Raw genomic sequence first — 24909 nt, forward strand, 5'->3', positions numbered from 1 at the left:
ATGAACAAGCTCGAAATAAAATATAACAGCCGGGGCGGGTGAAGGGCTCCGGCCACCGCGGGGCGTGCCACGACCCGCCCCGCGGTCAGGGCGCCCCCTCCCCGTCGCGCCACAGCCCGCGCTCCTCGAGCACGGCGACGAGCCGGTCGGCGCCCGCCAGGATGTGGCGTTCCATCAGTGCGCCCGCCCGGTGCGCCTGGCGCCGACGGAGAGCGTCCAGAAGCAGTGGATGCTCGGTCCGGGTGGCGGTGACCTGGCCTTCGATCGCGGCGTAGAAGCGATTGGGCAGGTGCTTGACGACGGAGCCGAGCAGGAGGGCGAGCCGGCGCGAGTCCGCCGTCAGGTTGATCTCGCGGTGGAACGCGTGGCCCAGTTCGGCGACGCGTTCCGCGGCCCCTGCGTCGACGGCGTCCTGGTGCGCGTCGAGGTTGGCCTCAAGGCGTGCGAGCCCCGCCGGCGAGATCCGCCGCGCCGCACGCGCGGCCAGTCGGGCGGAGAGCCGTGCCTGGACCCAGAACAGGTCCCGCACGTCCTGCGGGGTGAACGGCGCGACCACGAACCCCCGGTGGGGGACGAGCCGGACGAGGCCCTCGCTTCTCAGGGCGAGCAGCCCTTCGCGAGCCGGTGTGCTGCTGACCCCGACGGCCTCGGCGACGCGCTCGATGCGCAGGAACTCGCCCGGCCGTACCTCTCCCGAGATGATCAGCTCGCGTACGTGGCCTGCCACCTCCGCGGGGAGGGCCTGACGCCCGCGGGGCCGATCGCGCTCCCTGTCCGTGTGGTCGGTCGCCATGAGTTCTGCCGTCCTTCCGGTGATCGCCCGCGTCCCCCTGTGGGCCGCACCGACGTCCCCTTGCCTATGCATAATATATTTTGTATCTTCACGTTGCCTGGTACGTACAGCGAAAGGACCTCCCATGGCCGGCCTCTACTTCGAGGAGTTCGAACCCGGTGCCGTCATCGAGCACGTCAACCGGCGCACGGTCACAGAGACCGACAACGTCCTTTTCAGCACCCTGACGCTGAATCTGGCGCCGCTGCACCTGGACGCCGAGTACAGCAGGAACAGCATCCACGGCCAGCGGCTGGTCAACAGCCTCTTCATCCTGGGGCTCGTCTCGGGCATCACCGTTCCGGAGACCACGCAGGGCACCACGCTGGGCAACCTCGGCTTCCAGGAGATCAAGTTCCCGAAGCCCGTCTTCCACGGTGACACGATCCACGTCCGTACCGAGATCGTCGACAAGCGCGAGTCGAAGAGCCGCGACGACTCCGGCATCGTCACCTTCCGGCACCTCGGCATCAACCAGCGCGACGAGATCGTCTGTGACGCGGTCCGCGTCGGCCTGATGCTCAAGCGGTCCGCCGCCGAGCGGGCGACGACGGCGGGCTCCTGAGGACGCGGCGAGGAGAGAGGAGTCGGTATGCGAAACATGAGCCTGTTCGGCGCGTCGAGCACACCGGTGTGGGTGCCTGGCGAGGCCGAACGCGAGCGGAGTCGCCTGATGACCGCCATGCGGCGCTGGGGCTACGACACGCTCGAGGACCTGCACCGGGCGTCGGTCGACGACCCCGAGTGGTTCTGGCGGGCCGCGGTCGAGGACCTCGACATCACCTTCACGAAGCCGTTCGAGCGGGTCCGTGACGACAGCGAAGGAAAGCCGTTCCCTCGTTGGTTCACCGGCGGGGCCCTCAACGCGGCGGAGGTGTGCGCGCACCGCCACGCCTCGGGGGAGCTGGCCGGGAAGACGGCCGTGGTCTACGAAGGCGACGGAGGGCAGCGGCGCAGCCTGACGTACTCCCAGCTCGACACGGACGTACGGCGGTTCGCGGCCAACCTCACCGGCCTCGGCGTCACGCGCGGGGACCGGGTGGTCCTCTTCCTGCCGGTCGTCCCCGAGGCCACCGTGGCCTTCCTCGCCTGCGCGATGATCGGTGCCGTGTCCGTTCCCGCGTTCACCGGCTACGGCTCCGAGGCGCTGGCCACCAGGCTGCGGGACTCGGAGGCGGTGCTCCTGGTCACTGCCGACGGGACCACCCGCCGCGGCAAGCGCGTGCCGCTGAAGCAGACGGCCGACGAGGCACTGGCGTCCGCGCCCTCCGTCCGGTACGCCGTGGTGGTCCGCCACCTCGCCGACGGCGTCGGGATGAAGGACGGCAGGGACATCTACTGGGACGAGCTCGACCCGAACCCGCCCCCGGTCGAGACGGTCGCCACCGACCCCAACGACCCCCTGACCATCGTCTACACCTCGGGCACCACCGGCGCTCCCAAGGGCATCGTCCACTCCCACGCGGGGCTGGCGGTCAAGGCCGCGTCGGACTTCGGCTACGGCTTCGACGTGCACGGCGAGGACGTCATCGCCTGGATCAGCGACATGGGCTGGCTGGTCGGCCCGCTGCTGATCATGGGCGGGCTCCAGCTGGGCGCCACGGTCGTCTTCACCGAGGGCGTGCCCAACCACCCCACGCCGAACCGCATGTGGGAGCTCGTCGAGCGCAACGGCGTCACCGTGCAGGGCGTCGCGCCCACGGCGATCCGGGCGCTCATGGCGGCCGGTGACGGCTCGTTCGGTGAACTCTCGACCCTGCGCGCGTTCGTCTCCACCGGCGAGGCATGGGACGAGCAGACCTGGCGCTGGCTGTTCGAGACCGTGGGGGAGCGCCGTCGGCCGATCATCAACTACAGCGGCGGCACCGAGGTCGGGGGCGGACTCCTCAACAGTTATCCGTTCCTCCCCATGGACCCTGCCTCGTTCAACGGCCCGCTGCCCGGCATCGACGTGGCCGTCCTCGACCAGGACGGCAGGCCGGCCGTCGGCGAGATCGGCGAGCTCGCCGTCCTCAACACCTTCCCGGGCATGACCCATGCCTTCTGGCAGGACCGCGAGCGCTACGTGGAGACGTACTGGAGCCGCTGGGACGGCGTCTGGGTCCACGGCGACCTCGCCACCGTCGACGCCCACGGCACCTGGCGTATCCATGGCCGCTCCGACGACACCATCAAGGTGTCCGGCCGCAGGGTCGGCCCGGCCGAGCTGGAGGCATCCCTGCTCAAGGACCGCCGGATCGTCGAGGCCGCCGTCATCGGCGTCCCCGACCAGCAGCGCGGCCAGCGCGTCGTCGCCTTCGTCGTCGCGGCCGACTCCGACATCGACCAGCGGGCCCTCGCTGCCACCGCGGCGCACAACGTGGGCCGCTCCTTCGCCCCGGCCCTCCACATCGTGGCAACACTGCCGAAGACCAAGAACGGCAAGATCATGCGCCGTGCCATCCGCGCCCGCCACCTCGGGAGCCCACCGGGCGACATGTCGTCGCTCGACCCCATGACCCCCCTGGAAGACATTCCCGTGTACCGAGGAGAGAAGTGATGGCCGTGACCGAGTCCAGCGACCTGGAACTGATCCGCAAGTCCGTGCGCGAGCTGGCACGCCGCTTCGACCTGGGGTACTGGCGCGAGAAGGACAAGAAGCACGAGTACCCCTGGGAGTTCGTCAAGGCGTTCGCCGACGGAGGCTGGCTCGGCGCGATGATTCCGGAGGAGTACGGCGGTCTCGGGCTCGGCCTCGCCGAGTCGGCCGTCATGCTGACGGAGATCGCCGAGTCGGGCGCCGGTATGAGCGGCGGTTCGGCCATCCACTTCTACGTCTTCCCGCCGGCCCCGATCCTCCGGTACGGCTCGGAGAAGATGAAGCGCGAGTTCCTGCCCAAGCTCGCCAAGGGCGAGATTCTCATGGCCTTCGGCGTCACCGAACCCACCGCCGGTGTGGACACCTCACGCATCCGGACGAAGGCCGAGAAGATCGACGGAGGCTGGGTGGTCAACGGGCAGAAGGTCTGGATCACCAACGCGCAGAACGCCCACAAGATCCTGCTCCTCGCCCGGACCTCGCCGCGAGACGAGAACAAGCCGCTCGACGGCATGACCCTGTTCTTCACCGATCTCGACCGTTCCCGCATCACGGTCCGCGAGATCGACAAGCTGGGCCGCGCCGCGATCGACTCCAACGAGCTGTTCATCGACAACCTCGAGGTCGCTGACGACGAGGTCGTCGGCGAGGTCGGCCAGGGCTTCCGCTACCTGATCGACGGCCTCAACCCCGAGCGTGTCGTGGTCGGCATGGAGGGGATCGGGCTGGGGCGCGCCGCACTCGACCTGGCCAGCAATTACGCCAACGAGCGGATCGTCTTCAACCGGCCGATCGGCAAGAACCAGGCCGTCGCCCACCCGCTGGCCGACTCCTGGATCCGCCTGGAGGCGGCCGAGCTCGTCTGTATGAACGCAGCCCGGCTCTTCGATGCCGAGCAGAACTGCGGCAAGGAGGCCGCCGCCGCCAAGTTCCTGGGCGCCGAAGCCGGCTTCCAGGCGTGCGACCGCGCGATGCAGACCCACGGTGGCTTCGCGTACGCCAAGGAGTACCACGTCGAGCGGCTGTGGCGGGAGGCTCGCCTGCTGCCCAACGCCCCGTTCTCGCAGGAGATGGTGCTCAACTACATCTCCACCAAGGCGCTCGGCCTCCCCAGGGCCTACTAGGCCATGAGGCGGCCGCGGCGAGCGCGGAAGACGACCGTCCGGCGCGGCCCCGGAGAGCACCCGCCCTCCGGGCCCGCGCCGGCCGCCGAGGTGACGAGAGAACACGAGGAACACATGCGCGATGTGCTGATCCGCCTACGGGACGAGGGCCCGCGCGGCGACGACGGCGACCGCGACGGGTATGGCTCGGCCGCCGGTGGTGCCGCATGAGCGGCCCGCTGGAGGGTGTCCGGGTGGTCGCCCTCGCCGGCATGGGACCTGTCCCGTTCGCGGGCATGCTCCTGGCCGACATGGGTGCCCACGTCGTCCGGGTGGCGCGGCCGGCTAACCGGGCCGCCCGCGCCCTGAGCCAGACCGACGGCCTGCGGGAGGAGCACGACCTGGGGAACCGCGGGGTGGACACCGTGGCCGTCGACCTGAAGGATCCCGAAGGTGTGGAGTCGGTCCTCCGCCTGGTCGAGGCCGCCGACGTCTTCGTCGAGGGCTACCGCCCGGGAGTGGCCGAACGGCTCGGCCTGGGACCGGACGTCGTGTCGAAGCGGAACCCTGCCGTCGTCTATGCCCGCCTTACCGGTTACGGCCAGAGCGGGCCCATGGCGAAGACGGCCGGCCACGACATCAACTACGTGGCGATGTCAGGGGCCTTGCATGCCATGGCCCGGGAAGGAGAGGCACCCCGGCCGCCCATCAACCTGCTCGGCGACTACGCGGGCGGTGGGACGTTGGCCGCGTTCGGGATCGTGTGCGCCGTCCTGGAGGCGCGGACCTCGGGACGCGGACAGGTCCTGGACGCCGCCATGGTCGACGGGGTGGCGCTGCTGACCGCGAAGCTCCAGGGACTGCGGGCCGCCGGACTCTACGACGACGTGGCGGGCACGAACTACCTCGACTCCGGGGCACCGTTCTATGACACCTATCGGTGCAAGGACGGCGGTTACATCGCGGTGGGGGCACTGGAACCGGACTTCTACCGGGACTTCACCGCGCGCCTGGGTGTGGACGTAGCCGACTGGCCCGACCAGGAGGACCGGAGCGGCTGGCCTCGACTGCGCGAGCTCATCGGCGCGGCGATCGCGTCCAGGACGCGAGCGGAGTGGGCGGAGGTCTACGCCGGCACCGACGCGTGCGTCACGCCGGTCCTCTCGTTCGACGAGGCGGCCGGTGATCCGCACAATGCGGTGCGCCGGCTGTTCCAACGCGTCGGGGACGTCCTCCACCCCGCGTCGGCCCCGCGCTTCAGCCGAACGCCCGGCCGCCGCCCGGCGGCCCCGAGCGTCGAGCGACTCGACGTGCGACAGGTGATCCGGTACTGGAACCCCGGGCGCAGCTGACGGGTGGCGGGCGGTCCATGGCCGCCTTACCGAGCGCAGTGCATATATGAAGGATTTTATTGAGAGGATGGATATGTCTCTGTCTCCTGAAGGGCAACGCGCCCCGCAGGCCCTCTTGTCCGGCCTCAGGGTGGTGGAGCTCTCGAGCTACGTGGCCACTCCGCTCTGCGGGCTCACCCTCGCCCAGCTGGGGGCCGACGTCCTCAGAGTCGAACCCCTCGGCGGAGCGGCCGACCGCACCAGGTGGCCGTTGGCGGACTCCGGCACCAGCCTCTACTGGTCGGGACTGAACAAGGGCAAGCGTGCCGTCGCGGTCGACATGGCGTCCGCGGAGGATCGCCGACGGGTGGCCGAACTGATCGTCGACGGGGGCCCGTGCGTCGTGGTCAGCAACAGCGACCGCTACCCGGAACTCGGCTACGAGGAACTCAGCGCCCGCCGCCCCGACGTCATCCACGTCCTGCTCCAGGGACGCGCCGACGGTGGCGCCGGAGTCGACTACACCGTCCAGGCGGCCACCGGATTCCCGCTGGTCACAGGCCCCCCAGGCAGCGCCGCCCCGGTCAACCAGGTACTGCCCGCCTGGGACATCGCGGCCGGGCTCTACCTGGCCGTCGGACTGCTCGCCGCCGAGCGGGACCGGCTGCGGACCGGGCGTGGACGGCGGATACGGGTGGCGCTCGACGAGGTGGCGCTCGCCACCGCCGGAAATCTCGGATATCTCGCCGAAGCGCAGGTCACCACCCATGACCGGGGAAAGTCGGGCAACGACGTCTTCGGCACCTACGGCCGCGACTTCGTGACGGCGGACGGGGAACGGGTGATGCTGGTGATCCTGACCTGGCGTCACTGGACCAAGCTGCTTGCCGCGACCGGCCTCACGGACGCCTTCGACGGCCTAGCCGAGGCGCTGGACATCGACTTCTCCGGGGAGTCCCAGCGCTACGAACACCGCGAGCTGATCTCGACGCTCCTCGCGCGCTGGTTCGGCGCCACGCCGTACGCTGAAGTGGCGCGGCTCCTGGACGAGCACAGGCTCCTCTGGGAGCGCTACCGGAGCTTCGCGGAACTCGGCCGCGACGGCGGTTCGGAGCTGCGGAAAAGCGACCTCTTCGGCGTCGTCGACCAGCCGGGAGTGGGCCCGCACCTGGCACCGAAGTCGCCGATCGTCGTCGACGGCGGACGTCTCGAACCGCTGCCCGCGCCCACCGTCGGCCAGCACGACGGGGAGCTTCCGCCATCCCTGGGGGACGGCGGAAGCTCCGACCGGGGGTGAGCAGCGGCGTACCCGATGGCCCGGCCCCCCTTGGGCCGGGCCATCGGTGTGTGCAGGACCCGTCAGCCGCCGACGGCGAGGATCCGGCGGGCCCGCTCCAGGACCGGCTTGTCGACCATGTGCCCGTCCACCACCGTGACCGAGTCGCCGGCGGCGACCACGGCCAGGGCCCACTCCCGCTCGCTCGCGGTCGGGGCGAAGCGCTCGGCCACCACGGCGACCTGCCCGGGATGGATGCAGAGCTTCGCGGTGAAGCCGAGCCGACGCGCGTGCGCGATGTCGGTGGTGAGGGTGCCGAGGTCCTTCACCGCGGTGGTGACACCGTCGATCGGAGCGCACAGACCGGCGGCCGCCGACGCCGAGACCAGCCGGGAGCGGGCGTAGGACAGCGCCGCGTGGTCACCGTGGGCGACCCCGAGCTGCCCCGCGAGGTCGACGTTGCCGAGGGCGACCCGTACCGCACCGGCGGTGGCGCACACCTCCCGCGCCCGCTCGATGCCCGCGGCCGTCTCCACCAGCGGGATCAGGGGCGACCTCCCGGCCGTACGGCAGGCGATGTCCGCGAGCACGGCCGGGGCCTCGGACTTCGGCACCATGATCGGTGCGCTGAGGCCCGCCGCCATCGCGAGGTCGTCGTCGCACCATGGCGTGCCTGGCGCGTTGATGCGGACCACGGCGATGTTCCCCGCGCCGAGCCAGTCGGCGATGTTGTCGCGCGCACGGTCCTTGTCCGGTGCGGCGACGGCATCCTCGAGATCGAGGATGACCGCGTCCGCACCGGTGGCGACGGCCTTGTCGAACCGGTCAGGCCGGTCCCCGGGCACGAACAGATAGCTGCGGGCCGTCTCGAGCCGGCCGAAGGACAGGCTCATGCGAAGGCCACCTCCGCCGTGGCGTGGCGCTCTTCCCGGGAGGTCGCGATACGGAGCGCGGCTCCCTGTTCCCCCGGCGCACCCGATGCCAGCAGGCGCTCGCCCGAGAACGCCGGGCGCCGCAACCGGTAGGAGAGTGAACGTACCTCTCGCGCGGGGGAGTTGCGGCGTACGAGCTCCAGCATCGCGAGCACCAGGAGCGGGCCGTGGACGACGAGGCCGGGGTAGCCCTCCTCGCCGGTGGCGTACGGCGCGTCGTAGTGAATGCGGTGCGCGTTCGCGGTCAGCGCGCTGAACCGGAAGAGCACCGTGGGGTCCGCTTCCAGCGGGAGCTGCCACGCCTCGTCGGACCGCGCCGGGGTGGTGGTGTCGAGCACGGCCGGGTGCTGTCCTGCGCTCCGCCCCGACCGGTAGACGAGGTCCTGCTCCTCGACGAGGCACGTCGTGCCCCGCTGGAGGTACTCGTTGCGTACCGTCACGAAGAGCAGTTCCCCGGTGGAACCTTGCTTGGTGGTCACGGAGTTCAGGCTGCTGACGCGCCGGGTCGGCTCGCCGACGACCAACGGCCGGGTGACCGAGCAGCGGCCGCCGGCGAACATGCGCTGGCGGTCCGGGACGGGGGGCAGGAAATGGCCGTTCAGGGGGTGTCCATCGGCGCCCAAGTCCTGCTGTGGGGGCCACTGCAGGAAGTACAGCCAGTGCCAGAGGGGCGGCAGTGGGTCGCCGGTCGCCGCGATCGGACCCGGCTGGTCGAGCACCGCCGAGAGCGCGGCGACCGGCCCGGGGGACAGGGCCTCGTCGTCGGTGACCTCCCCCGGACTCCACGACTCCACGTACGGGCCCAGCCCGCGCGGTGTGATCTGCATGGCCTCTCCTCAGAACCGACTCAATTCAGAGGAATCATCATGCATGCTGATGGATGGACGAGAGTAATAGAAAAGCGTGATGAGAGCATGCTGCGGGTGCATGGGACCGCCTCTCGGTGCCACCCGCTTGCGGGCACCCGCGCTCACGCTTCCTTCGGGGCCGGATCGTGCAATGCCGCGGAGGGCCACCGGCCCTCGTCTACGGCGGAGCGGATCCCGCGCGTCAGCTCCGCGGCCACCACCTGAGCGGCGGGGGAGACCCGGCCCGCTCTGGCGGTGCCCAGCACGATCGAGCGCCATACCTCGGGATCGCACAGGGGCGCGGCGCTCAGGGAGCCTTCGGTGACGTCCTCCGCGATGCCGACAGCCGGCAGGATCGTCCAGCCGTGCCCGGCCCGCACCAGCTGTTTCTGCACGTGCATCGAGTTTGTCTGGACTACCAGATTCATCTCCACCCGGGCCTGCGCGGCGGCCGTATCGATCACCGAGCGCAGTCCGTGACCCGAGGCGGGCACGACCAGCGGGTGAGCGACCGCCTCTGTGAACGGCACCGGGCGGTCGGCCCGCAGACCGGCCGAGGCCGGTGCGACGGCCCACAGCCTCTCGCGTACCAGCGGTTCGGCGTTGAGTGACGGCGTGCTGGAGAGGTTGTACAGCAGCGTCAGGTCCAGATCGCCGTCGTCGAGCCACTTCTGGAGATGGCCGGAGTATGCGGTGAGCAGCCGCAGATCGATGCCGGGATGGTCGCGGAGTACGGCGGACACCAGCGGCTCGGCGAGCAGGCTGGTGGTGCTGTCGAGCAGCCCCACCGTCACGATGCCGGTGACGACGCCCGGCGTCGGCCGGATCTCGGCACGGGCCCGCTCCAGCTCGTTCAGCGCCCGCCGGGCCCGCTCCACCATCGTCACCCCTGCTGCGGTGGGCCGCATGCCCTGCCTGGTCCGCTCGAACAGTGCGACCCCCAGCTCCTGCTCCAGCGTTCGGATCTGCCGGGTCACCGCAGGCTGGACCAGGTGCAGCAGCTCCGCCGCGCGCGTCACGCTCCCGGCCTCCGCCACCATGACCAGCGCTCTGAGCTGTTTGACGTCCATCGTTCCTCCGCCGTTGCGCCGACCCATCCGCAGCCCGCATGGGCCCATCAGGAAACAGTATTTCACCTGCGGTGTCATGAGGGCCCATGATGGCTGTGCTGCGGGAATGAGGGTTCCCGACATGCGCCTGCTTCTCAAGGGGCGCATGGAACGGCCCGAGGGCGCCCGCATACGTCCTCGGCGTCGACGGATCTCGCGTTGCCCCTTCGGGAGATCCGTCGACGGCTCGCCCTCCTGCCGCATCCCCGCCCGTCGCCAGGAGGCCGGACCATGACGGCACCGCAGATCCGAACCACGAGGAGTACACCGTGAGTACCTTGGACGCCCTCTCCGAGGACGAGCAGTTCGTCGTCAAGACTGTGCACGACTTCGTGAACAAGGAGGTGAAGCCCGTCGTCCAGGAACTCGAGCACTCCAACACGTACCCCGAGGCCCTGATCGAGCAGATGAAGAAGCTCGGCATCTACGGGCTTGCCATCCCCGAGGAGCACGGCGGCAACGCGGTAACCATGCCCTGCTACGTCCTCGTCACCGAGGAGCTCTCCCGGGGATGGATGAGCCTGGCAGGCGCGATGGGAAGCCACACCGTGGTCGCCAAGCTCCTCCTCCACTTCGGCACCGAGGAGCAGAAGCGCCGCTACCTGCCGAAGATGGCCACCGGCGAGATCCGCGGCACCATGGCCCTCACCGAGGCGGGCGGCGGCTCCGACCTCCAGGCCATGCGCACCGTCGCACGCAAGGACGACGACGGTTACCTGATCAACGGCTCGAAGACCTGGATCACCAACTCCCGGCGCGCCCAGCTCATTGCGCTCATGTGCAAGACCGACCCCGACGCGGAACCCGGCCACAGGGGCATTTCGATCCTCCTCGTCGAACACGGCCCCGGTCTCACCGTCTCCCGGGACCTGCCCAAGCTCGGCTACAAGGGAATCGAGAGCTGCGAACTGGCCTTCGAGGACTACCGTGCCCCGGCCGACGCCGTCCTCGGAGGGATCGAGGGCAAGGGCTTCGCCCAGATGATGAAGGGCCTGGAGACCGGCCGGCTCCAGGTCGCGGCCCGGGCGCTCGGTGTCGGCCGGGCCGCTCTGGAGGACTCCCTCGCCTACGCCCAGGAACGCGAGTCCTTCGGCAAGCCCATCTGGCAGCACCAGGCCATCGGCCACTACCTCGCCGACATGGCCACGCAGCTCACCGCCGCCCGTCAGCTCACCCTGTACGCCGCCCGCGAGGCCGACGCCGGCCGGCGCGTGGACATGGAGGCCGGGATGGCCAAGCTGTTCGCCTCTGAGACCGGTATGCAGATCGCGCTCAACGCCGTCCGCATCCACGGCGGTTACGGCTACTCGACCGAGTTCGACGTCGAGCGCTACTTCCGCGACGCCCCGCTGATGATCGTCGGCGAGGGCACCAACGAGATCCAGAAGAACGTGATCGCCGCCCAGCTCGTCAAGCGAGGCGGGCTCGACGCCTGACGGCACGCGGAAGCGGTGCTCCGCCACGACCGTGGAGGAGCACGCAGGACATCAAGCGGCCCGGACGAGGGCCGGTACGGAGAAACAGGAGCGTCCTCATGGTGAACATCGTTGTCTGTGTGAAGTACGTGCCCGACGCCACGGGCGACCGGAAGTTCGCCGATGATCTGACCGTCGACCGTGACGAGGTCGACGGCCTGTTGTCGGAGCTCGACGAGTACGCGGTCGAACAGGCCTTGAAGATCGCCGAGGAGTCGGACGACGCCCAGGTCACCGTGGTCACGATCGGCCCCGAAGACGCCAGGGAGGCTCTGCGCAAAGCGCTGGCGATGGGCGTCGACAAGGCGGTGCACGTGGAGGACGACGACCTGCACGGCACCGATGTCATGGGCACCTCGCTGGTGCTCGCCAAGGCGATCGAGAAGACGGGCTATGACCTGGTTGTCTGCGGGATGGCGTCGACCGACGCCACCATGGGCGTCCTGCCGGCGATCCTCGCCGAGCGTCTGGGCGTCCCTCAGGCCACGCTGCTGTCCGAGATCTCGGTGGAGGACGGACGGGTGACGGGCCGCCGTGACACCGACTCCGCCACCGAGGAGGTGGAGGCGTCCCTGCCCGCGCTCGTATCGGTGACCGACCGCTCGGGCGAGGCGCGCTACCCGTCCTTCAAGGGCATCATGGCCGCCAAGAAGAAGCCGGTGGAGACCTGGGAGCTCGCGGACCTCGGCATCGAGGCCGAGCAGGTCGGCCATGAGGGCGCGTGGACGGCGGTCGACACGGCCGACCGGCGCCCGGCCCGTACGGTCGGCACGATCGTCAAGGACGAGGGCGAGGGCGGCAAGCAGCTCGCCTCATTCCTCGCGGCGCAGAAGTTCGTCTAGGAAACCGCCCTGCGAGGCGAAGTCCGTCCATATCCCGAGGAGTTGCATTTCCATGGCTGAAGTTCTCGTCTATGTCGACCACGTGGACGGTGCCGTCCGCAAGCCCACCCTGGAGCTGCTGACGCTGGCACGCCGCATCGGCGAGCCTGTCGCCGTCGCCCTTGGCAACGGGGCCACCGACACCGCTGCCACGCTCGCCGAGCACGGCGCGGTCAAGGTCCTCACGGCGCAAGCGCCTGAGTTCGCCGACTACCTCGTCGTACCGAAGGTGGACGCGCTCCAGGCCGCCTATGACGCGGTGTCCCCGGCCGCAGTGCTGCTGCCCTCGTCCGCGGAGAGCAAGGAGATCGCGGCCCGCCTGGCGGTCCGCATCGGCTCCGGCATCATCACCGACGCCGTCGATCTGGAGGCCGGTGACGAGGGTCCGGTAGCGACGCAGGCCGCGTTCGCCGCCTCGTACACCACCAGGTCGCGGGTAACCCGGGGAACTCCGGTCATCACGGTCAAGCCGAACTCGGCCCCGGTCGAAGCCGCCCCGGCCGCCGGCGCTGTCGAGGGCCTCGCGGTCTCCTTCGGCGCGTCGGCCACCGGCACCAAGGTGACCGCCCGCACCGCGCGCGAGTCGACCGGGCGTCCGGAGCTGACGGAGGCCGCGATCGTGGTCTCCGGTGGCCGTGGTGTCAACGGCGCGGAGAACTTCGCAGTCATCGAGGCGCTCGCCGACTCGCTCGGTGCGGCCGTGGGCGCCTCGCGCGCCGCGGTCGACGCAGGCTGGTACCCGCACTCCAACCAGGTCGGCCAGACCGGAAAGTCGGTCTCGCCACAGCTGTACATCGCCTCCGGCATCTCCGGCGCGATCCAGCACCGGGCGGGCATGCAGACCTCCAAGACCATCGTTGCCATCAACAAGGACGCCGAGGCCCCGATCTTCGACCTCGTCGACTACGGCGTGGTCGGAGACCTCTTCGACGTCGTCCCGCAGCTGACCGAAGAGGTCAGGACCCGCAAGGGCTGACCGCGATCCGGATCCCGAACGTGGAAGGCCGCCCCGCGCTATCGCGAGGCGGCCTCTTCGTCGATCAGCGCGCCCAGCACGGCCAGACGGTCGTGGGACGGCGTGCCGGGTTCCGCTGTCCAGACGACGAGCCGTTGGCCGGGGTCGTGGGCGCAGGTGAGGCTGTCCCAGTCGAGGGTGAGGTCGCCGACGACGGGGTGGCACATCTTCTTGGTCCCCGTGCTTCCGACGGCGACGTGGTGTTCGTTCCACCACGTACGGAAGTCCTCGTCGGTCCGCAGCAGTTCGTCGACCAGGTCGGCCAGGCGACGGTCGTGCGGGTCGTGACCGGCCTCCCTGCGGAGCATCGCCACGGACACCGAGCCAACCTGCTCGAAATCAGGGTAGAGCGCCCTGAAGGCGGGGTCGCGGAAGAGCAGCCATGCGTAGTTCCGCCGGTCCGGTGGAAGCAGCGAGAAGTCGGTGAGCAGGGCGGACGCCAGGGGGTTCCAGGCGAGGACGTCCATGCGGCGGCCGAGTACGAGGGCCGGGATGCCGGAGAGTCCGTCGAGGACCCGCAGCAGTTGAGGCTGGACGGACTGGCGTGCCAGGTCGCTGTCGTGGTCCGCCTGTACGTCGGCGACCTCGCGCATGTAGGTGCGCTCGTCCTCGTCCAGTTGCAGGACGTCGGCGAGGGCGTCCAGGACGGAGGGGGAGGCCCGGCGCCGCCCCTGCTCGATGCGGGTGTAATAGTCCGTGCTGATCGAGGCGAGGAGGGCCACTTCCTCCCTGCGCAGGCCGGTGACACGGCGGTTGCCACCGCCGTCCGGCAGTCCGACGGCTGAGGGGTCGAGTGCCGCCCGGCGGGCCTTCAGGAAGTCGCCGAGCTCGTTGGGGGGAGGGCTGGCCGTGCTCATGAGGCAGTCTCGCAGGAAACCGGTCAGGGACGTCACCGGCGCTCCGACCGCAGGCCGGGGGCCGGTCGCAACCAGCATAACGCCGCGCCGGATGCGCGGAGTGCGTTACCCCCGGCAGCCGGCACGGTCTCAGGAGCCCCTCTCGGGGCACCTCGTCAGGAGCCCGCGAACAGGACCCCCGCGGCGAGCAGCTCCTCGATGCGCGAGGCTTCGTAGACCTCGCCGGCGATCTCGCGCGTGTGCTGACCGACGCGCGGTGCGACACCCCCGCGGTCGGGCCGGATGCCGCCGAACCGCCACGGCGGGCGCAGCAGCGAGACGCCGTTCTCCTCCCGCTCGAAGAGTTCCAGCCACTTGGTCTGCGGGTGGCTCATGACCCCGGACATGGTGAGGACGAGGGCGAACGGGACGTCCGCGTCGGAGAGCCGCTTCTCCCACTCGGCCGACGGCCGCGTGAGGAACTCCGCCTGCACGATCTCCACCAGCTCGAAGTAGTTGCGCTCGCGCTCGGGGTACGACGCGAACCTCGGGTCCTCGGTGAGATCGTGCCGGGCCATCGCCTCCAGCAGGCAGTGCCAGAACTTCTGCGAGGACGACAGATGGATCGCGATGTCCTCGCCGGAGGCGGTCTTGAGGCAGAAGTTCTGCGCCTGGGGGTGTCGGCTCTGCCGACTGGGGTTCTGGTGCCCGTCGTCGAAGTACTGGCTGACGGCGTCGGCGGTGAGCGTGGTGACCGCTTCCATGACGGAGGTCTCCACGTGCTGGCCCGCGCCGGTGGCGGCCCGGCCGACCAGGGCGGCCAGGACTCCGGTGGCGGTGGAGACGCCGGTGATCAGGTCGGCGAGGATCGTGCCGGACAGCTGGGGCGAGCCGGCGTCGCTGAGCAGGGAGTACAGCCCCGCGGACGACTGTCCGATGGTGTCGTAGGCGGGCCGCTGGGCAAGCGGGCCGCCGCTGCCGAATCCAGTGACGGACGCGTACACGAGGTCGGGCCGGAGTGCTGTGCATACCTCGGGTCCTAGCCCGAGGGCGGCCAGCTTCCCCGCGCGCAGGTTCTCCAGGATCACGTCGAACCGGGGGACGAGCGACTTCACCAGCTCGATGCCCTGCGGGGCCTTGAGATCGACCGCGAGGCTGCGTTTGCCCGCGTTGTACTGGATGAAGTACGGGCTGCGGTCGTTCTTGAGGCGCCGGAAGTCCTCGCCGGTGCCCGGCTTCTCGACCTTCACCACCTCCGCGCCCAGCGCGCACAGCAGTGAGCTGGCGTAGGGAGCCGAAATGTAGCCCCCCAGTTCCAGGATCCGGATGCCGTGGAGCGGCTTGTGCTGCATCGGTGACCTCGTTCCATTCGCATGGTCGCCAGCTGTCAGGACTATGTAAAATATATAATTTTGCTTTTGTCAAGGGTCCGGGCCCCCTGGCGGGTGGCGTGACCTGCCTCTCCTTGCCTTCAGGGCGTGGTAAATATATTTTATGCGAAACCCGAGAGAGCGGCACCGAGGGAGCCCCGGCATGGATGAACCCGTACGGCGGTCGGTTGACTTCTGCCTACTTGACGAGGCTATCTCCCGCTATGTGCGCCCGGGGGACGCCGTGCACGTGATGATGGGCCACAGCCGCTGGAGCGCGCTGGTGCGGGAGCTCGCCCGCCAGCACTGGGGGAAGCCCTCCGAGTTCACCCTGATCATGGCGAGCCTCTCCTCGCTGGGCGCGGTTCTCTTCCGCTCGGGGAGCTTCAAGAAGGTCATCACGGTCTACTCCGGCGACTCGTTCCCCGTCTTCACCCCGAACCCCGTGTTCCAGGAGGCGTACGCCTCCGGTGCGGTGGAGGTCGAGAACTGGTCTTTCCTCACCTACATCCAGAGGCTCCGTGCTGCGGCCACCGGTGTTCCGGCGGTCGTGACCGGATCGGTGCGCGATTCCTCGATGGCCGAGAACGACGCGTACCAGGAGGTGGACACCGGCTTCGGCCGGGTCGGCCTCGTCGCACCCCTGGTCCCGGACGTCACGCTGGTGCATGCCGCCGTGGCCGACCGGCAGGGGAACCTGGCGATCGCGCCGCCCATGTTCGAGGGTGTGGTCGGCGCCCTCGCCTCACGGCGCGGCGTGATCGCCACGGTCGAGAAGGTCGTCGATGACCTGCGCCCGTGGTCCACGATGGTGCGAATCCCCGCCCACCGAGTCCTCGGCATCGTCGAGGCCCCCTTCGGAGCCCACCCCGGCGGCGTCTTCCCGGGGCCCTCCGGAGCGAGGCTGCCCGTGCGGGGCTATGTCGAGGACATCGCCTTCTGGATCTCCGCCCGCGAGGCGACGAGGCGGGCGGACTTCGATGACTGGATCAAGGAATGGATCCTGGAGCCGGCCGACCACGACGCCTATCTGGCGAAACTCGGACCGGAACGGCTGGAGGGCCTCGTCCGAGCGGCCGAATGCCCGGCGCCCGCACTCACGCGAACACGGCGGGAGGATCCGGCGACCGGCGCAGAACGCGCGGCGGTCTGGCTCGCCGACATCGTCGCCCGACGCGTCGCCGAGACCGCGGCCGACACCGTACTCGCCGGGGCGGGCCTCGCGAACCTCGCGGCCTGGGTAGGCGTCGGGCGCGCCAAGGAGGAAGGCCACCGGGTCGCCCTCGCCGCGGAACTGGGGCTCTGGGACTACACCCCCACCCCCGGCGACCCCTTCATCTTCAGCTTCTACAACTTCCCGTCCTCGACCATGCTGCTCGACACCGAACAGGTCCTCGGGAATCTGGTCAACGGCCGGTTCTTCCGGTCGATCGCCTGTGTGGGCACGGCCCAGATCGACCGGCAGGGCAACATCAACACGACCAGGATCGACGGCGGCCCGTACCTCGTAGGGTCCGGCGGCGGCAACGACGTCATCACCAACGCGGACGAGGTCCTGGTCATCGGCACGATGGACCGGCGGCGTTTTGTCGAGCAGTGCGGCTACGTGACCAGCCCCGGCGGACGCGTGAGCACCGTGGTCACCGACCTCGGGGTGCTGACGAAGGTTGACGGGGAACTCGTCCTGACGCATGTGGCCCCCGGACGGGAACCGCGTGCCGACCGGGTCACCCGCGTCCAGGACGCGTGCGGATGGGCCGTGACCGTGAGCCCGCACCTCCAGGACCTGCGCGAGGTCACGGCCGCCGAGGTCGAGGAACTCCGCTCCTTCGACCCCGAGGGGTACTTCCTCGGCCGCGCCCGCACTCAGGTTCCGACCACTGAATCCCACACAGAGAGGATGGCCGATGTCCACACCCACTGAAGAGACGGTCAGCGCCGAGGACTTCGCACAGATCCGAGCACAGGTCCGTCAGTTCATCCGTGAGGAGGTCGTACCCCGGGAACGGGAGATCGCCGACACCGATGCCATCCCCGAGGACCTGCGGCGCAAGGCCGCGGAGATGGGGCTCTTCGGGTACGCGCTGCCGCAGGAGTACGGCGGCCTGGGCCTCGTCATCACCCAGGATGTCGAGCTGGCCTTCGAGTTCGGCTACACGGCGCTGGCGTTCCGGTCCCTGTTCGGCACCAACAACGGCATCGCCGGCCAGGTGCTGGTGGGCTACGGCACGCCGGAGCAGAAGAAGCGGTGGCTGGAGCCGATGGCTGAAGGCGCGTGCCTCGCCTCCTTCGCCCTGACCGAGCCGGAGGCCGGATCCGACCCGTCCGGCATGCGCACCACCGCCACCTGGACCGGTGACGGCTGGTCGCTCAGCGGCGGAAAGCGGTTCATCACCAACGCGCCTCTGGCGAACCTGTTCGTCACCTTCGCCCGCGTCAAGGGCACCGACGCCGAGGGCAGGATCGCGGTCTTCCTGGTGCCGGCGGGCACCGAGGGCCTGACCGTCGGCCCCAAGGACCGCAAGATGGGCCAGGAGGGCGCCACCACCGCGGACGTCTACTTCGACGACGTGCGGGTCGGTGCCGACGCGCTGGTCAGCGGCGAGGTGGAGACGGGCTTCCGGGCCGCCATGACCGTCCTGGCCCGCGGCCGTGTCCACATCTCTGCCCTGGCCGTCGGTCTGTCCGAGCGGGCGCTCGACGAGTCGGTCACCTACTCCGCGCAGAACCTCCAGGGCGGCGTGCCGACCGGTGACCGCCAACTGGTCCAGGCCATGCTGGCCGAGCAGCAGTCGCTGGTGATGGCCGGGAAGGCGCTGGCCCGCGACGCGGCCCGCCGCTACCTCGACGGCTCCGACCGCCGCATCGCACCGTCCGCGGCGAAGCTCTTCTGTACCGAGTCGGCCGGCCGCGTGGCCGATCTGGCGGTCCAGGTGCACGGCGGCAGCGGCTACATGCGTGAGGTCGCGGTGGAACGGGTCTACCGCGACGCGCGTCTGCTGAGGCTCTACGAGGGCACCAGCGAGATCCAGAAGCTGATCATCGGACGCGAACTCATGCGCCGGGAACGCGCCTCCAGCACCTGATCGCGGGCGCCATCACCCCCCGTACGGAAGAGAACACGAAGGAAGGACCCGAATGAACCGCTACGCGCGCTTTGCTCACCTGAGGGTGGACGGACCGGACGAGGCGGGGGTGATCGAGCTCGTGCTCGACGCCCCCAAACTGAACGCGGTGAGCGAGGAGGCCCACGCGGACCTCGCCGAGATCTGGCGCGAGTTCGACGCGGACCCGGCGGTGAAGGCTGTGCTGCTCCGGGGCGAGGGCAAGGGCTTCTCTGCCGGCGGCTCCTTCGACCTGGTTGAGAAACTGACCAACGACTACGACACCCGCACCCGCACGATGCGCGAGGCGAGGGACCTGGTCTACAACGTCATCGACTGCTCGAAGCCCATCGTCTCGGCGATGCACGGCCCCGCCGTCGGCGCGGGTCTGGTGGCCGGGGTCCTCGCCGACGTGTCCGTGGTCAGCAGGACGGCAAAGATCATCGACGGACACACCAGGCTCGGGGTCGCCGCGGGCGACCACGCGGCGGTGTGCTGGCCGTTGCTGTGTGGCATGGCGAAGGCCAAGTACTACCTGATGACCTGCCGCCCGCTGACGGGCGAGGAGGCCGAACGGATCGGCCTGGTGTCGCTCTGCGTGGAGGAGGACGACCTCCTGCCGACCGCCCGCGAGGTCGCACTGGAGCTGGCGCAGGGCGCCCCGAGCGCCATCCGCTGGACCAAACAGTCGCTGAACAACTGGTACCGGCAGGTCGCCGGGTCCATCTTCGACTCCTCACTCGCCCTGGAGTTCTACGGCTTCGGTGGACCCGAGGTCCTCGAAGGGCTCGCCTCGCACCGCGAGCGCCGCAAGCCGTCGTACTGACCGGACTTCTACCCACCCGCACCAAGGAGGTTCCCTGATGAATCCGTACCGCTCCATGCTCTTCGTGCCGGGGCACAAGCCCAGCTGGGCGGAGAAGGCCGTCGCCACCGGCGCCGACGCGCTCATCCTCGACCTGGAGGACTCCGTGCCGGCCGCGGACAAGGCCGACGCACGCAAGACCGTCCGGGAGACGATCGAGCGGCTACGGGCCAAGGGCGGCCACCCCGACATCTGGGTGCGTCCCAACAGTGTCGACAGCGGTCTCTTCGGGGCCGACGTCGAGGAGGTCGTGACCGCGGGTCTGACCGGACTGTTCCTGCCCAAGGTGTTCACCGCCGAGGAAATCGTCCGCATCGACGCGGTCGTCTCGCACATCGAGGCGCGGGACGGTCTGGAGGCGGGTTCGATCGGCCTCATCGTCAGTTATGAGACCGCGGTCTCGATGGCCCACTGCGAGGAGATCGCGGCCGCGAGTCCGCGGGTCTCCAGCCTGCTCGGCGCGACAGGCCCCAACGCCGACGTCGGCCGTGAACTCGGCTTCGAGTTCACTCCCGAGGGCCTGGAGACGCTCTATCTGCGCAGCCGTATCGTCCTCGCGGCCCGGGCGGCGGGTCTGCACCACCCCGTGGCCGGTGTCTGGCAGGACATCGCCGACCTCGACGGCTTCCGGCGTTTCGCGGAGGACAACCGCCGGCTCGGCTACCGCGGGATCGTCCTCATCCACCCGTCGCACGTGGCCCCGGCGAACGAGGTCTTCACACCGTCCCCGGAGGCCGTGGAGCACTACCGGCGCATGATCGCCGCCTTCCGGGAAGCCGAGGCGCGGGGCAGTGCCGCCGTGGACTTCGAGGGGCAGCACATCGACCTCGCGCACGCGAAGACGGCGCAGGGCGTGATCGACCTCGCCGATGCCATCGCCAGGGAGTAGAGGGCGGACGAACCAGGGCGACGCGACCGACCGAGGAGCCGGTGCCGGATTCGTCCGGCACCGGCTCCTCGGTCGGTCACGGGCCCGCAGGGGCAGCTGCGCGACGGGAGACCCTTGTCCGTGAAGTGCAGATCAGATATTTTATTTTAAGTTTTTGTCGATGAAGAGGATGGGAAGCCATGCGACGCGCAGCCATCGTCAGCCCTGTGCGGACACCAGTCGGAGCCTTCGGCGGAGCGTTGAAGAGCGTGGCGGTCGAGGATCTTGCCGCCACCGTCATCAAGGCGGTCGTCGAGCGGACCGGAATCGATCCTGAGCGGATCGACGATGTCGCCATGGCCCAGTCCTACGCCAACTCCGAGACACCCTGCATCGGCCGCTGGGCGGCACTCCATGCCGGCCTGCCGCTATCGGTGCCCGGCTTCCAGACCGACCGCCGCTGCGGCGGCGGACTCCAGGCCCTGGTCACGGCCGCGATGATGGTGCAGACGGGCGCGTGCGACGTCGTCCTCGCCGGCGGCGTCGAGAGCATGTCGAACATCGAGCACTACACCACGTCCATGCGGTGGGGGCGGCGCTCGGGCAACGTGGAGATGTACGACCGGCTCGATCGCGGCCGGGAACGATCCCAGCCCGAGCACCGCTTCGGCAAGATCTCTGGAATGGTCGAGACCGCGGAGAACCTGGCGAAGCGCTACGGGATCACCCGCGAGGCCGCCGACGCGTTCGCCGTGGCGAGCCATCAGCGGGCCGCGGCGGCCTGGGACTCCGGCCTCTTCAAGGACGAGGTCGTGCCGGTCAGCGTGCCCCAGCGGCGCGGCGACGCTCTCCTCGTCGACCGGGACGAGGGTGTCCGCCCCGACTCGACTGCCGAGGTCCTCGCCCGACTGCGTACCCTCTCACCCGGCGGCACGGTCACGGCCGGCAACGCGAGCCAGCAGAACGATGCTGCCGCCGCATGCCTGGTGGTCGCCGAGGACAAGCTGGAGGAGCTGGGTCTGGAGCCCCTCGGATACCTGGAGGGGTGGGCTGCCGCCGGCTGCGACCCGGCGGTCATGGGCATCGGCCCGGTACCGGCCGTGGCCAAGCTGTTCGCCCGTACGGGCAAGTCGTTCGACGACCTGGACCTCGTCGAGATCAACGAGGCGTTCGCCGTCCAGGTCCTCGCGATCCTCGCCGAGTGGGGCTGGCACGACACCGACCGCCTCAACGTCAACGGCTCGGGCATCTCACTCGGCCACCCGATCGGAGCGACCGGCGCGCGGATCATGACCACGATGCTCCACGAGCTGCGGCGCCGGGGCGGCCGGTACGCGCTGGAGACCATGTGCATCGGAGGAGGCCAGGGCATGGCCGCCCTCTTCTCCGCCGCGTGACCGCGGTGCGGACCGATCTCCACGAAGCTCCCCAGATCCGACAGGAACCCCGATGACCAAGGTCTTCCCTTCCCCGGCCGCGCTCGCCGAGGCCGCCGGCACGCACGTCGGCACCGGCCGGTGGATCACCGTCGACCAGCGCCGGATCGACCTCTTCGCCGAGGCGACCGGGGACCAGCAGTGGATCCACGTCGACCCCGAGCGTGCCGCCTCCGGCCCCTTCGGCGCCACGATCGCGCACGGATTCCTCACGCTGTCCCTGCTCCCAGCCCTGGTCAGGGAGGTCTACCGGACCGAGGGCGTGGCCATGGCCGTCAACTACGGCCTGAACAAGGTCCGCTTCGTCAACCCGGTGCGGGTCGGTTCCAAGGTCCGGGCCCTGGTGGACCTCGTCACCGTCGAGGCGGTGTCCGGCGGCCACCAGGTCGTCTCCCGGGTGACCGTCGAGATCGACGGCGTCGACAAGCCTGCCTGCGTGGCGGAGACGGTCACCCGTCTCTACGTCTGACCATCCCGCACCGCCCGCTGTTCACTCCCCCTTCCTCATCATGCTCAAGGAGTACGACCGTGTCCGCACCCACCACCCCCGCCCAGCGCGTCGCCGTCGTCACCGGTGCCGCTCGCGGCATCGGCGCCGCCACAGCCCTGCGCCTCGCCCGTGACGGCTTCGCCGTCGCCGTTCTCGACCTCGACGAGGCGGCCTGCGCCGACACCGTGGCCGCCATCGCGAAGGAGGGCGGGCGCGCCCTGGCTGTCGGCGTGGACGTCGCCGACGCGGCGCGGGTCGAGTCCGCGGTGGCCCGGGTGGCCGCCGAACTGGGCCCGCCCGCCGTGCTGGTGAACAACGCCGGCGTCACCCGCGACAACCTGCTGTTCAAGATGGACGAGGCCGACTGGGACGCCGTCATAGGTGTGCACCTGCGCGGCGCCTTCCTGATGACCCGCGCCGCCCAGGCGCACATGACCAAGGCCGGCTGGGGCCGCGTCATCAACCTGTCGTCCGTCTCCGCGCTCGGCAACCGCGGCCAGGCCAACTACTCAGCCGCCAAGGCCGGTCTGCAGGGCTTCACCAAGACTCTGGCCATCGAGCTCGGGAAGTTCGGCGTCACCGCGAACGCGGTCGCCCCCGGCTTCATCGTCACCGAGATGACCGCCGCCACCGCCGAGCGGCTCGGCGTGCCCTTCGAGGAGTTCAAGGCCCGGCGCGCCGCTGTCACCCCCGTCCCCCGGGTGGGCGAACCCGACGACATCGCCCACGCCGTCTCCTTCTTCGCGAGCGAGGGCGCGGGTTTCGTGACCGGACAGGTCTTGTACGTGGCCGGAGGACCGCGGGGCTGAGGGGCGTGCCGCCGCGCGACCCCGGAAGCACGCACCACCAGTGGAACGAGTAGAGGAAAGACATGACAGCGCGTTTCGATCAGGGTGCCTGGGCCGAACCCGGCGTGCAGACCGTCCAGCCGGGAGTGCACCGGGTGCCCCTGCCGCTCCCCGACGACGGTCTGCACGCCGTGAACGTCTACCTCCTCGAAGGCATGGCCGATGACGGCGGCCTCGTCATGATCGACGGCGGCTGGGCCATTCCCGAGGCGCGCAAGACCCTTGAGGAGGCGATGGCCACTCTCGGGTACGACCTCTCCGACATCCGCGACATCCTTGTCACGCACGTCCACCGCGACCACTACACCCAGGCGGTGGAGCTGCGTCGGCTGACGGGTGCGCGCGTCCACCTGGGAGTGGGGGAGCGGCGCGGCCTCGAACTGCTCAACGAGATGCGGGGCGGGCTCGGCTCCGCCCTGCGGACGCTGCGGCAGGCTGGGGCGCACGAGCTGGCCGACCGCGTCCAGCTCACCTACCCCGACCTGTACGAGCCCGGTCACTGGGAGGAACCGGACCGCTGGCTGGGAGCTGAGACGCTGTGTCAGGGCGCCTACACGCTCCGGGTCATCCCCACGCCCGGCCATACCCGCGGCCATGTCGTCTATCTGGACGAGCAACGCGGGCTGATGTTCTCCGGCGACCACGTGCTGCCGAGGATCACGCCGTCCATCGGTTTCGAGGCATCCGATCCCGGGGGCAGGCCGCTGGCCGAATACCTCGAGTCGCTGCGGCTGATGACCGACTTCGCGGACACCCGACTGCTGCCGGCGCACGGGCCTGTCGGCGACAGCACGCACACCCGGGTCGCCGAGCTGGTCGCACACCACAACGACCGGCTGGCCATGGCGCTCGCCGTCGTCGGGGACGACACGTGCGACGCCTTCTCAGTGGCCCGTGGCCTCACGTGGACTCGCCGGGAGCTCGCGTTCGGCGCGCTCAGCCCGCTCAACCAGATGCTCGCGGTGAACGAGACGGTCGCACACCTGGACGTCCTGGCTCTTCGGGGCCGGCTCGCGGTGGCCTCGGTCGAGGGAGTCAGCCGGTACACACGGATGCGGTGACAGCTGGCTGTCGCCCCACGCCGGTCAGGACGTCGTGGAGCCGGAAGTCCCGGCCGCCGATCACTCATGTCGGCGGCCGGGACTTCCGGCTGGGACCGCGGGAGATGTCAGACGGCTATGTTCATCTCGGGGCCGATGTACTCCTCGGCCGAGACGACCTTGCCGTCCTTCACGCCGGCCACCTGGACGATGTGCACGTTCGTGCCGTCGAGTGTGGTCGACGTCTGGACGACGAAGCCCTTGTCCGTCAGTGAGTACCGGGAGTTGCGGAACGGCGGAAGGCCGCCCCGGCCGTGCACCGCGTCGATGGCGCCCTTCAGCGACATCCACTTGTCGTCGGAGCTGTGCCACACCCTGCAGTCGGGCGCGCAGAACTCGTAGAAGAGATCGACATCGGACAGGGCGAGGAGCCAGCTCTCGGCAAGCTCCTGCGGGGTCTTCTCGGACATGCTCGGGCCTTCCTTCTCGGAACGGGAGGGGGCGGGGCGTGATGTGCGCCGCGACCCGATAATCACGCATCATATAAAAAATAACAAGCGTTCTGGGTGGGTCCACCGTGCCCGCGGGGGTGAGGGAGAGTGCCCTGAAAGCGCGCGAATCGGCCTGGCGGACGTACCGTGAGGACAGGTGGGGCTACCGAGTCCGAGGAGC

General features: G+C 69.8%; 23 protein-coding genes. 16 read left to right on the forward strand and 7 right to left on the reverse strand.

The window, feature by feature from the left end:
* Window positions 1-85: 85 nt before the first annotated feature.
* Entirely contained in the window at window positions 86-793 is a 708-nt protein-coding gene (locus AC07FA_RS15815; RefSeq protein WP_479075976.1) for a GntR family transcriptional regulator, read from the reverse strand.
* A 124-nt stretch (window positions 794-917) separates the two neighbouring features.
* Here AC07FA_RS15815 and AC07FA_RS15820 point away from each other — a divergent pair, with 124 nt between their 5' ends.
* The 5 genes from AC07FA_RS15820 to AC07FA_RS15840 all read left to right on the forward strand — a co-directional run bounded on the left by AC07FA_RS15820 (window position 918) and on the right by AC07FA_RS15840 (window position 7141).
* Entirely contained in the window at window positions 918-1397 is a 480-nt protein-coding gene (locus tag AC07FA_RS15820) for a MaoC family dehydratase (RefSeq protein WP_479075977.1), read from the forward strand.
* A gap of 27 nt (window positions 1398-1424) precedes the next feature.
* A complete protein-coding gene (locus AC07FA_RS15825) occupies window positions 1425-3371 on the forward strand; it encodes an AMP-binding protein (RefSeq protein ID WP_479075978.1) in 1947 nt (648 codons plus the stop codon).
* Window positions 3371-4534 carry an acyl-CoA dehydrogenase family protein gene (locus tag AC07FA_RS15830; RefSeq protein WP_479075979.1) on the forward strand — a complete coding sequence of 388 codons (1164 nt, stop codon included), beginning with the start codon at window positions 3371-3373 and terminating at the stop codon, window positions 4532-4534. Before AC07FA_RS15825 ends, AC07FA_RS15830 begins: the two co-directional genes overlap by 1 nt.
* Before the next feature lie 206 nt (window positions 4535-4740).
* Entirely contained in the window at window positions 4741-5865 is a 1125-nt protein-coding gene (locus AC07FA_RS15835; RefSeq protein ID WP_479075981.1) for a CaiB/BaiF CoA transferase family protein, read from the forward strand.
* A gap of 73 nt (window positions 5866-5938) precedes the next feature.
* Window positions 5939-7141, forward strand: coding sequence for a CoA transferase (locus tag AC07FA_RS15840; RefSeq protein WP_479075982.1), 1203 nt, complete (start codon window positions 5939-5941; stop codon window positions 7139-7141).
* A gap of 62 nt (window positions 7142-7203) precedes the next feature.
* Here the strand turns inward: AC07FA_RS15840 and AC07FA_RS15845 are convergent, their stop codons facing one another.
* The 3 genes from AC07FA_RS15845 to AC07FA_RS15855 form a co-directional block, all read right to left on the reverse strand.
* A complete protein-coding gene (locus AC07FA_RS15845; protein ID WP_479075983.1) occupies window positions 7204-8013 on the reverse strand; it encodes an HpcH/HpaI aldolase/citrate lyase family protein in 810 nt (269 codons plus the stop codon).
* The gene (locus AC07FA_RS15850) at window positions 8010-8879 is read right to left on the reverse strand and encodes an HTD2 family dehydratase (protein ID WP_479075984.1); all 870 of its coding nucleotides are present in this window, start codon (window positions 8877-8879) and stop codon (window positions 8010-8012) included. Before AC07FA_RS15850 ends, AC07FA_RS15845 begins: the two co-directional genes overlap by 4 nt.
* Window positions 8880-9022: 143 nt before the next feature.
* On the reverse strand, window positions 9023-9970 hold the full coding sequence (locus tag AC07FA_RS15855; RefSeq protein ID WP_479075986.1) for a LysR family transcriptional regulator: 948 nt from the start codon (window positions 9968-9970) through the stop codon (window positions 9023-9025).
* Between the two features lie 308 nt (window positions 9971-10278).
* Between AC07FA_RS15855 and AC07FA_RS15860 the strand changes: the two genes are divergently transcribed.
* The 3 genes from AC07FA_RS15860 (at window position 10279) to AC07FA_RS15870 (ending at window position 13341) form a co-directional block, all read left to right on the forward strand.
* On the forward strand, window positions 10279-11445 hold the full coding sequence (locus tag AC07FA_RS15860) for an acyl-CoA dehydrogenase family protein (RefSeq protein ID WP_479075987.1): 1167 nt from the start codon (window positions 10279-10281) through the stop codon (window positions 11443-11445).
* 98 nt (window positions 11446-11543) lie between these two features.
* Window positions 11544-12326 carry an electron transfer flavoprotein subunit beta/FixA family protein gene (locus AC07FA_RS15865; protein ID WP_479075988.1) on the forward strand — a complete coding sequence of 261 codons (783 nt, stop codon included), beginning with the start codon at window positions 11544-11546 and terminating at the stop codon, window positions 12324-12326.
* Between the two features lie 52 nt (window positions 12327-12378).
* Window positions 12379-13341, forward strand: a complete 963-nt coding sequence (locus AC07FA_RS15870) for an electron transfer flavoprotein subunit alpha/FixB family protein (RefSeq protein ID WP_479075989.1) — start codon at window positions 12379-12381, stop codon at window positions 13339-13341.
* A 38-nt stretch (window positions 13342-13379) separates the two neighbouring features.
* On the opposite strand, the gene AC07FA_RS15875 is transcribed toward AC07FA_RS15870, so the two are convergent.
* Both AC07FA_RS15875 and AC07FA_RS15880 read right to left on the reverse strand, forming a co-directional pair.
* A complete protein-coding gene (locus tag AC07FA_RS15875; RefSeq protein WP_479075990.1) occupies window positions 13380-14237 on the reverse strand; it encodes a helix-turn-helix domain-containing protein in 858 nt (285 codons plus the stop codon).
* 155 nt (window positions 14238-14392) lie between these two features.
* A complete protein-coding gene (locus AC07FA_RS15880) occupies window positions 14393-15568 on the reverse strand; it encodes a CaiB/BaiF CoA transferase family protein (RefSeq protein WP_479075991.1) in 1176 nt (391 codons plus the stop codon).
* Between the two features lie 181 nt (window positions 15569-15749).
* Between AC07FA_RS15880 and AC07FA_RS15885 the strand changes: the two genes are divergently transcribed.
* The 8 genes from AC07FA_RS15885 to AC07FA_RS15920 all read left to right on the forward strand — a co-directional run bounded on the left by AC07FA_RS15885 (window position 15750) and on the right by AC07FA_RS15920 (window position 24258).
* Window positions 15750-17510, forward strand: a complete 1761-nt coding sequence (locus AC07FA_RS15885; RefSeq protein WP_479075993.1) for a CoA-transferase — start codon at window positions 15750-15752, stop codon at window positions 17508-17510.
* Window positions 17494-18672 carry an acyl-CoA dehydrogenase family protein gene (locus tag AC07FA_RS15890; protein WP_479075994.1) on the forward strand — a complete coding sequence of 393 codons (1179 nt, stop codon included), beginning with the start codon at window positions 17494-17496 and terminating at the stop codon, window positions 18670-18672. Before AC07FA_RS15885 ends, AC07FA_RS15890 begins: the two co-directional genes overlap by 17 nt.
* Window positions 18673-18724: 52 nt before the next feature.
* On the forward strand, window positions 18725-19516 hold the full coding sequence (locus tag AC07FA_RS15895; protein ID WP_479075995.1) for an enoyl-CoA hydratase/isomerase family protein: 792 nt from the start codon (window positions 18725-18727) through the stop codon (window positions 19514-19516).
* A 37-nt stretch (window positions 19517-19553) separates the two neighbouring features.
* Window positions 19554-20444 carry an HpcH/HpaI aldolase/citrate lyase family protein gene (locus tag AC07FA_RS15900; protein WP_479075997.1) on the forward strand — a complete coding sequence of 297 codons (891 nt, stop codon included), beginning with the start codon at window positions 19554-19556 and terminating at the stop codon, window positions 20442-20444.
* A gap of 179 nt (window positions 20445-20623) precedes the next feature.
* Window positions 20624-21820 carry an acetyl-CoA C-acetyltransferase gene (locus AC07FA_RS15905; RefSeq protein WP_479075998.1) on the forward strand — a complete coding sequence of 399 codons (1197 nt, stop codon included), beginning with the start codon at window positions 20624-20626 and terminating at the stop codon, window positions 21818-21820.
* A 52-nt stretch (window positions 21821-21872) separates the two neighbouring features.
* A complete protein-coding gene (locus AC07FA_RS15910) occupies window positions 21873-22328 on the forward strand; it encodes a MaoC family dehydratase (protein ID WP_479076000.1) in 456 nt (151 codons plus the stop codon).
* 59 nt (window positions 22329-22387) lie between these two features.
* Entirely contained in the window at window positions 22388-23158 is a 771-nt protein-coding gene (fabG, locus tag AC07FA_RS15915; RefSeq protein ID WP_479076002.1) for a 3-oxoacyl-ACP reductase FabG, read from the forward strand.
* A 62-nt stretch (window positions 23159-23220) separates the two neighbouring features.
* Entirely contained in the window at window positions 23221-24258 is a 1038-nt protein-coding gene (locus AC07FA_RS15920) for an MBL fold metallo-hydrolase (protein ID WP_479076003.1), read from the forward strand.
* Window positions 24259-24365: 107 nt separating this feature from the next.
* Here AC07FA_RS15920 and AC07FA_RS15925 read toward each other — a convergent pair whose 3' ends face one another.
* Window positions 24366-24707, reverse strand: coding sequence for a hypothetical protein (locus AC07FA_RS15925; RefSeq protein WP_479076005.1), 342 nt, complete (start codon window positions 24705-24707; stop codon window positions 24366-24368).
* Window positions 24708-24909: the final 202 nt, after the last annotated feature.

The organism is Streptomyces sp. NPDC045968 (assembly GCF_056430475.1).

Excerpts from the sequence above, each read along its gene's own strand:
- AC07FA_RS15865 (WP_479075988.1), top strand. The coding sequence starts at position 11,544 with ATGGTGAACATCGTTGTCTGTGTGAAGTACGTGCCCGACGCCACGGGC.
- AC07FA_RS15870 (WP_479075989.1), top strand. The coding sequence starts at position 12,379 with ATGGCTGAAGTTCTCGTCTATGTCGACCACGTGGACGGTGCCGTCCGC.
- AC07FA_RS15920 (WP_479076003.1), top strand. The coding sequence starts at position 23,221 with ATGACAGCGCGTTTCGATCAGGGTGCCTGGGCCGAACCCGGCGTGCAG.
- AC07FA_RS15910 (WP_479076000.1), top strand. The coding sequence starts at position 21,873 with ATGACCAAGGTCTTCCCTTCCCCGGCCGCGCTCGCCGAGGCCGCCGGC.
- AC07FA_RS15830 (WP_479075979.1), top strand. The coding sequence starts at position 3,371 with ATGGCCGTGACCGAGTCCAGCGACCTGGAACTGATCCGCAAGTCCGTG.
- AC07FA_RS15850 (WP_479075984.1), bottom strand. The coding sequence starts at position 8,879 with ATGCAGATCACACCGCGCGGGCTGGGCCCGTACGTGGAGTCGTGGAGT.
- AC07FA_RS15835 (WP_479075981.1), top strand. The coding sequence starts at position 4,741 with ATGAGCGGCCCGCTGGAGGGTGTCCGGGTGGTCGCCCTCGCCGGCATG.
- AC07FA_RS15845 (WP_479075983.1), bottom strand. The coding sequence starts at position 8,013 with ATGAGCCTGTCCTTCGGCCGGCTCGAGACGGCCCGCAGCTATCTGTTC.
- AC07FA_RS15820 (WP_479075977.1), top strand. The coding sequence starts at position 918 with ATGGCCGGCCTCTACTTCGAGGAGTTCGAACCCGGTGCCGTCATCGAG.
- AC07FA_RS15880 (WP_479075991.1), bottom strand. The coding sequence starts at position 15,568 with ATGCAGCACAAGCCGCTCCACGGCATCCGGATCCTGGAACTGGGGGGC.
- AC07FA_RS15855 (WP_479075986.1), bottom strand. The coding sequence starts at position 9,970 with ATGGACGTCAAACAGCTCAGAGCGCTGGTCATGGTGGCGGAGGCCGGG.
- AC07FA_RS15895 (WP_479075995.1), top strand. The coding sequence starts at position 18,725 with ATGAACCGCTACGCGCGCTTTGCTCACCTGAGGGTGGACGGACCGGAC.
- AC07FA_RS15885 (WP_479075993.1), top strand. The coding sequence starts at position 15,750 with ATGGATGAACCCGTACGGCGGTCGGTTGACTTCTGCCTACTTGACGAG.
- AC07FA_RS15840 (WP_479075982.1), top strand. The coding sequence starts at position 5,939 with ATGTCTCTGTCTCCTGAAGGGCAACGCGCCCCGCAGGCCCTCTTGTCC.
- AC07FA_RS15905 (WP_479075998.1), top strand. The coding sequence starts at position 20,624 with ATGCGACGCGCAGCCATCGTCAGCCCTGTGCGGACACCAGTCGGAGCC.
- AC07FA_RS15900 (WP_479075997.1), top strand. The coding sequence starts at position 19,554 with ATGAATCCGTACCGCTCCATGCTCTTCGTGCCGGGGCACAAGCCCAGC.
- AC07FA_RS15890 (WP_479075994.1), top strand. The coding sequence starts at position 17,494 with ATGTCCACACCCACTGAAGAGACGGTCAGCGCCGAGGACTTCGCACAG.
- AC07FA_RS15875 (WP_479075990.1), bottom strand. The coding sequence starts at position 14,237 with ATGAGCACGGCCAGCCCTCCCCCCAACGAGCTCGGCGACTTCCTGAAG.
- AC07FA_RS15825 (WP_479075978.1), top strand. The coding sequence starts at position 1,425 with ATGCGAAACATGAGCCTGTTCGGCGCGTCGAGCACACCGGTGTGGGTG.
- AC07FA_RS15925 (WP_479076005.1), bottom strand. The coding sequence starts at position 24,707 with ATGTCCGAGAAGACCCCGCAGGAGCTTGCCGAGAGCTGGCTCCTCGCC.
- AC07FA_RS15815 (WP_479075976.1), bottom strand. The coding sequence starts at position 793 with ATGGCGACCGACCACACGGACAGGGAGCGCGATCGGCCCCGCGGGCGT.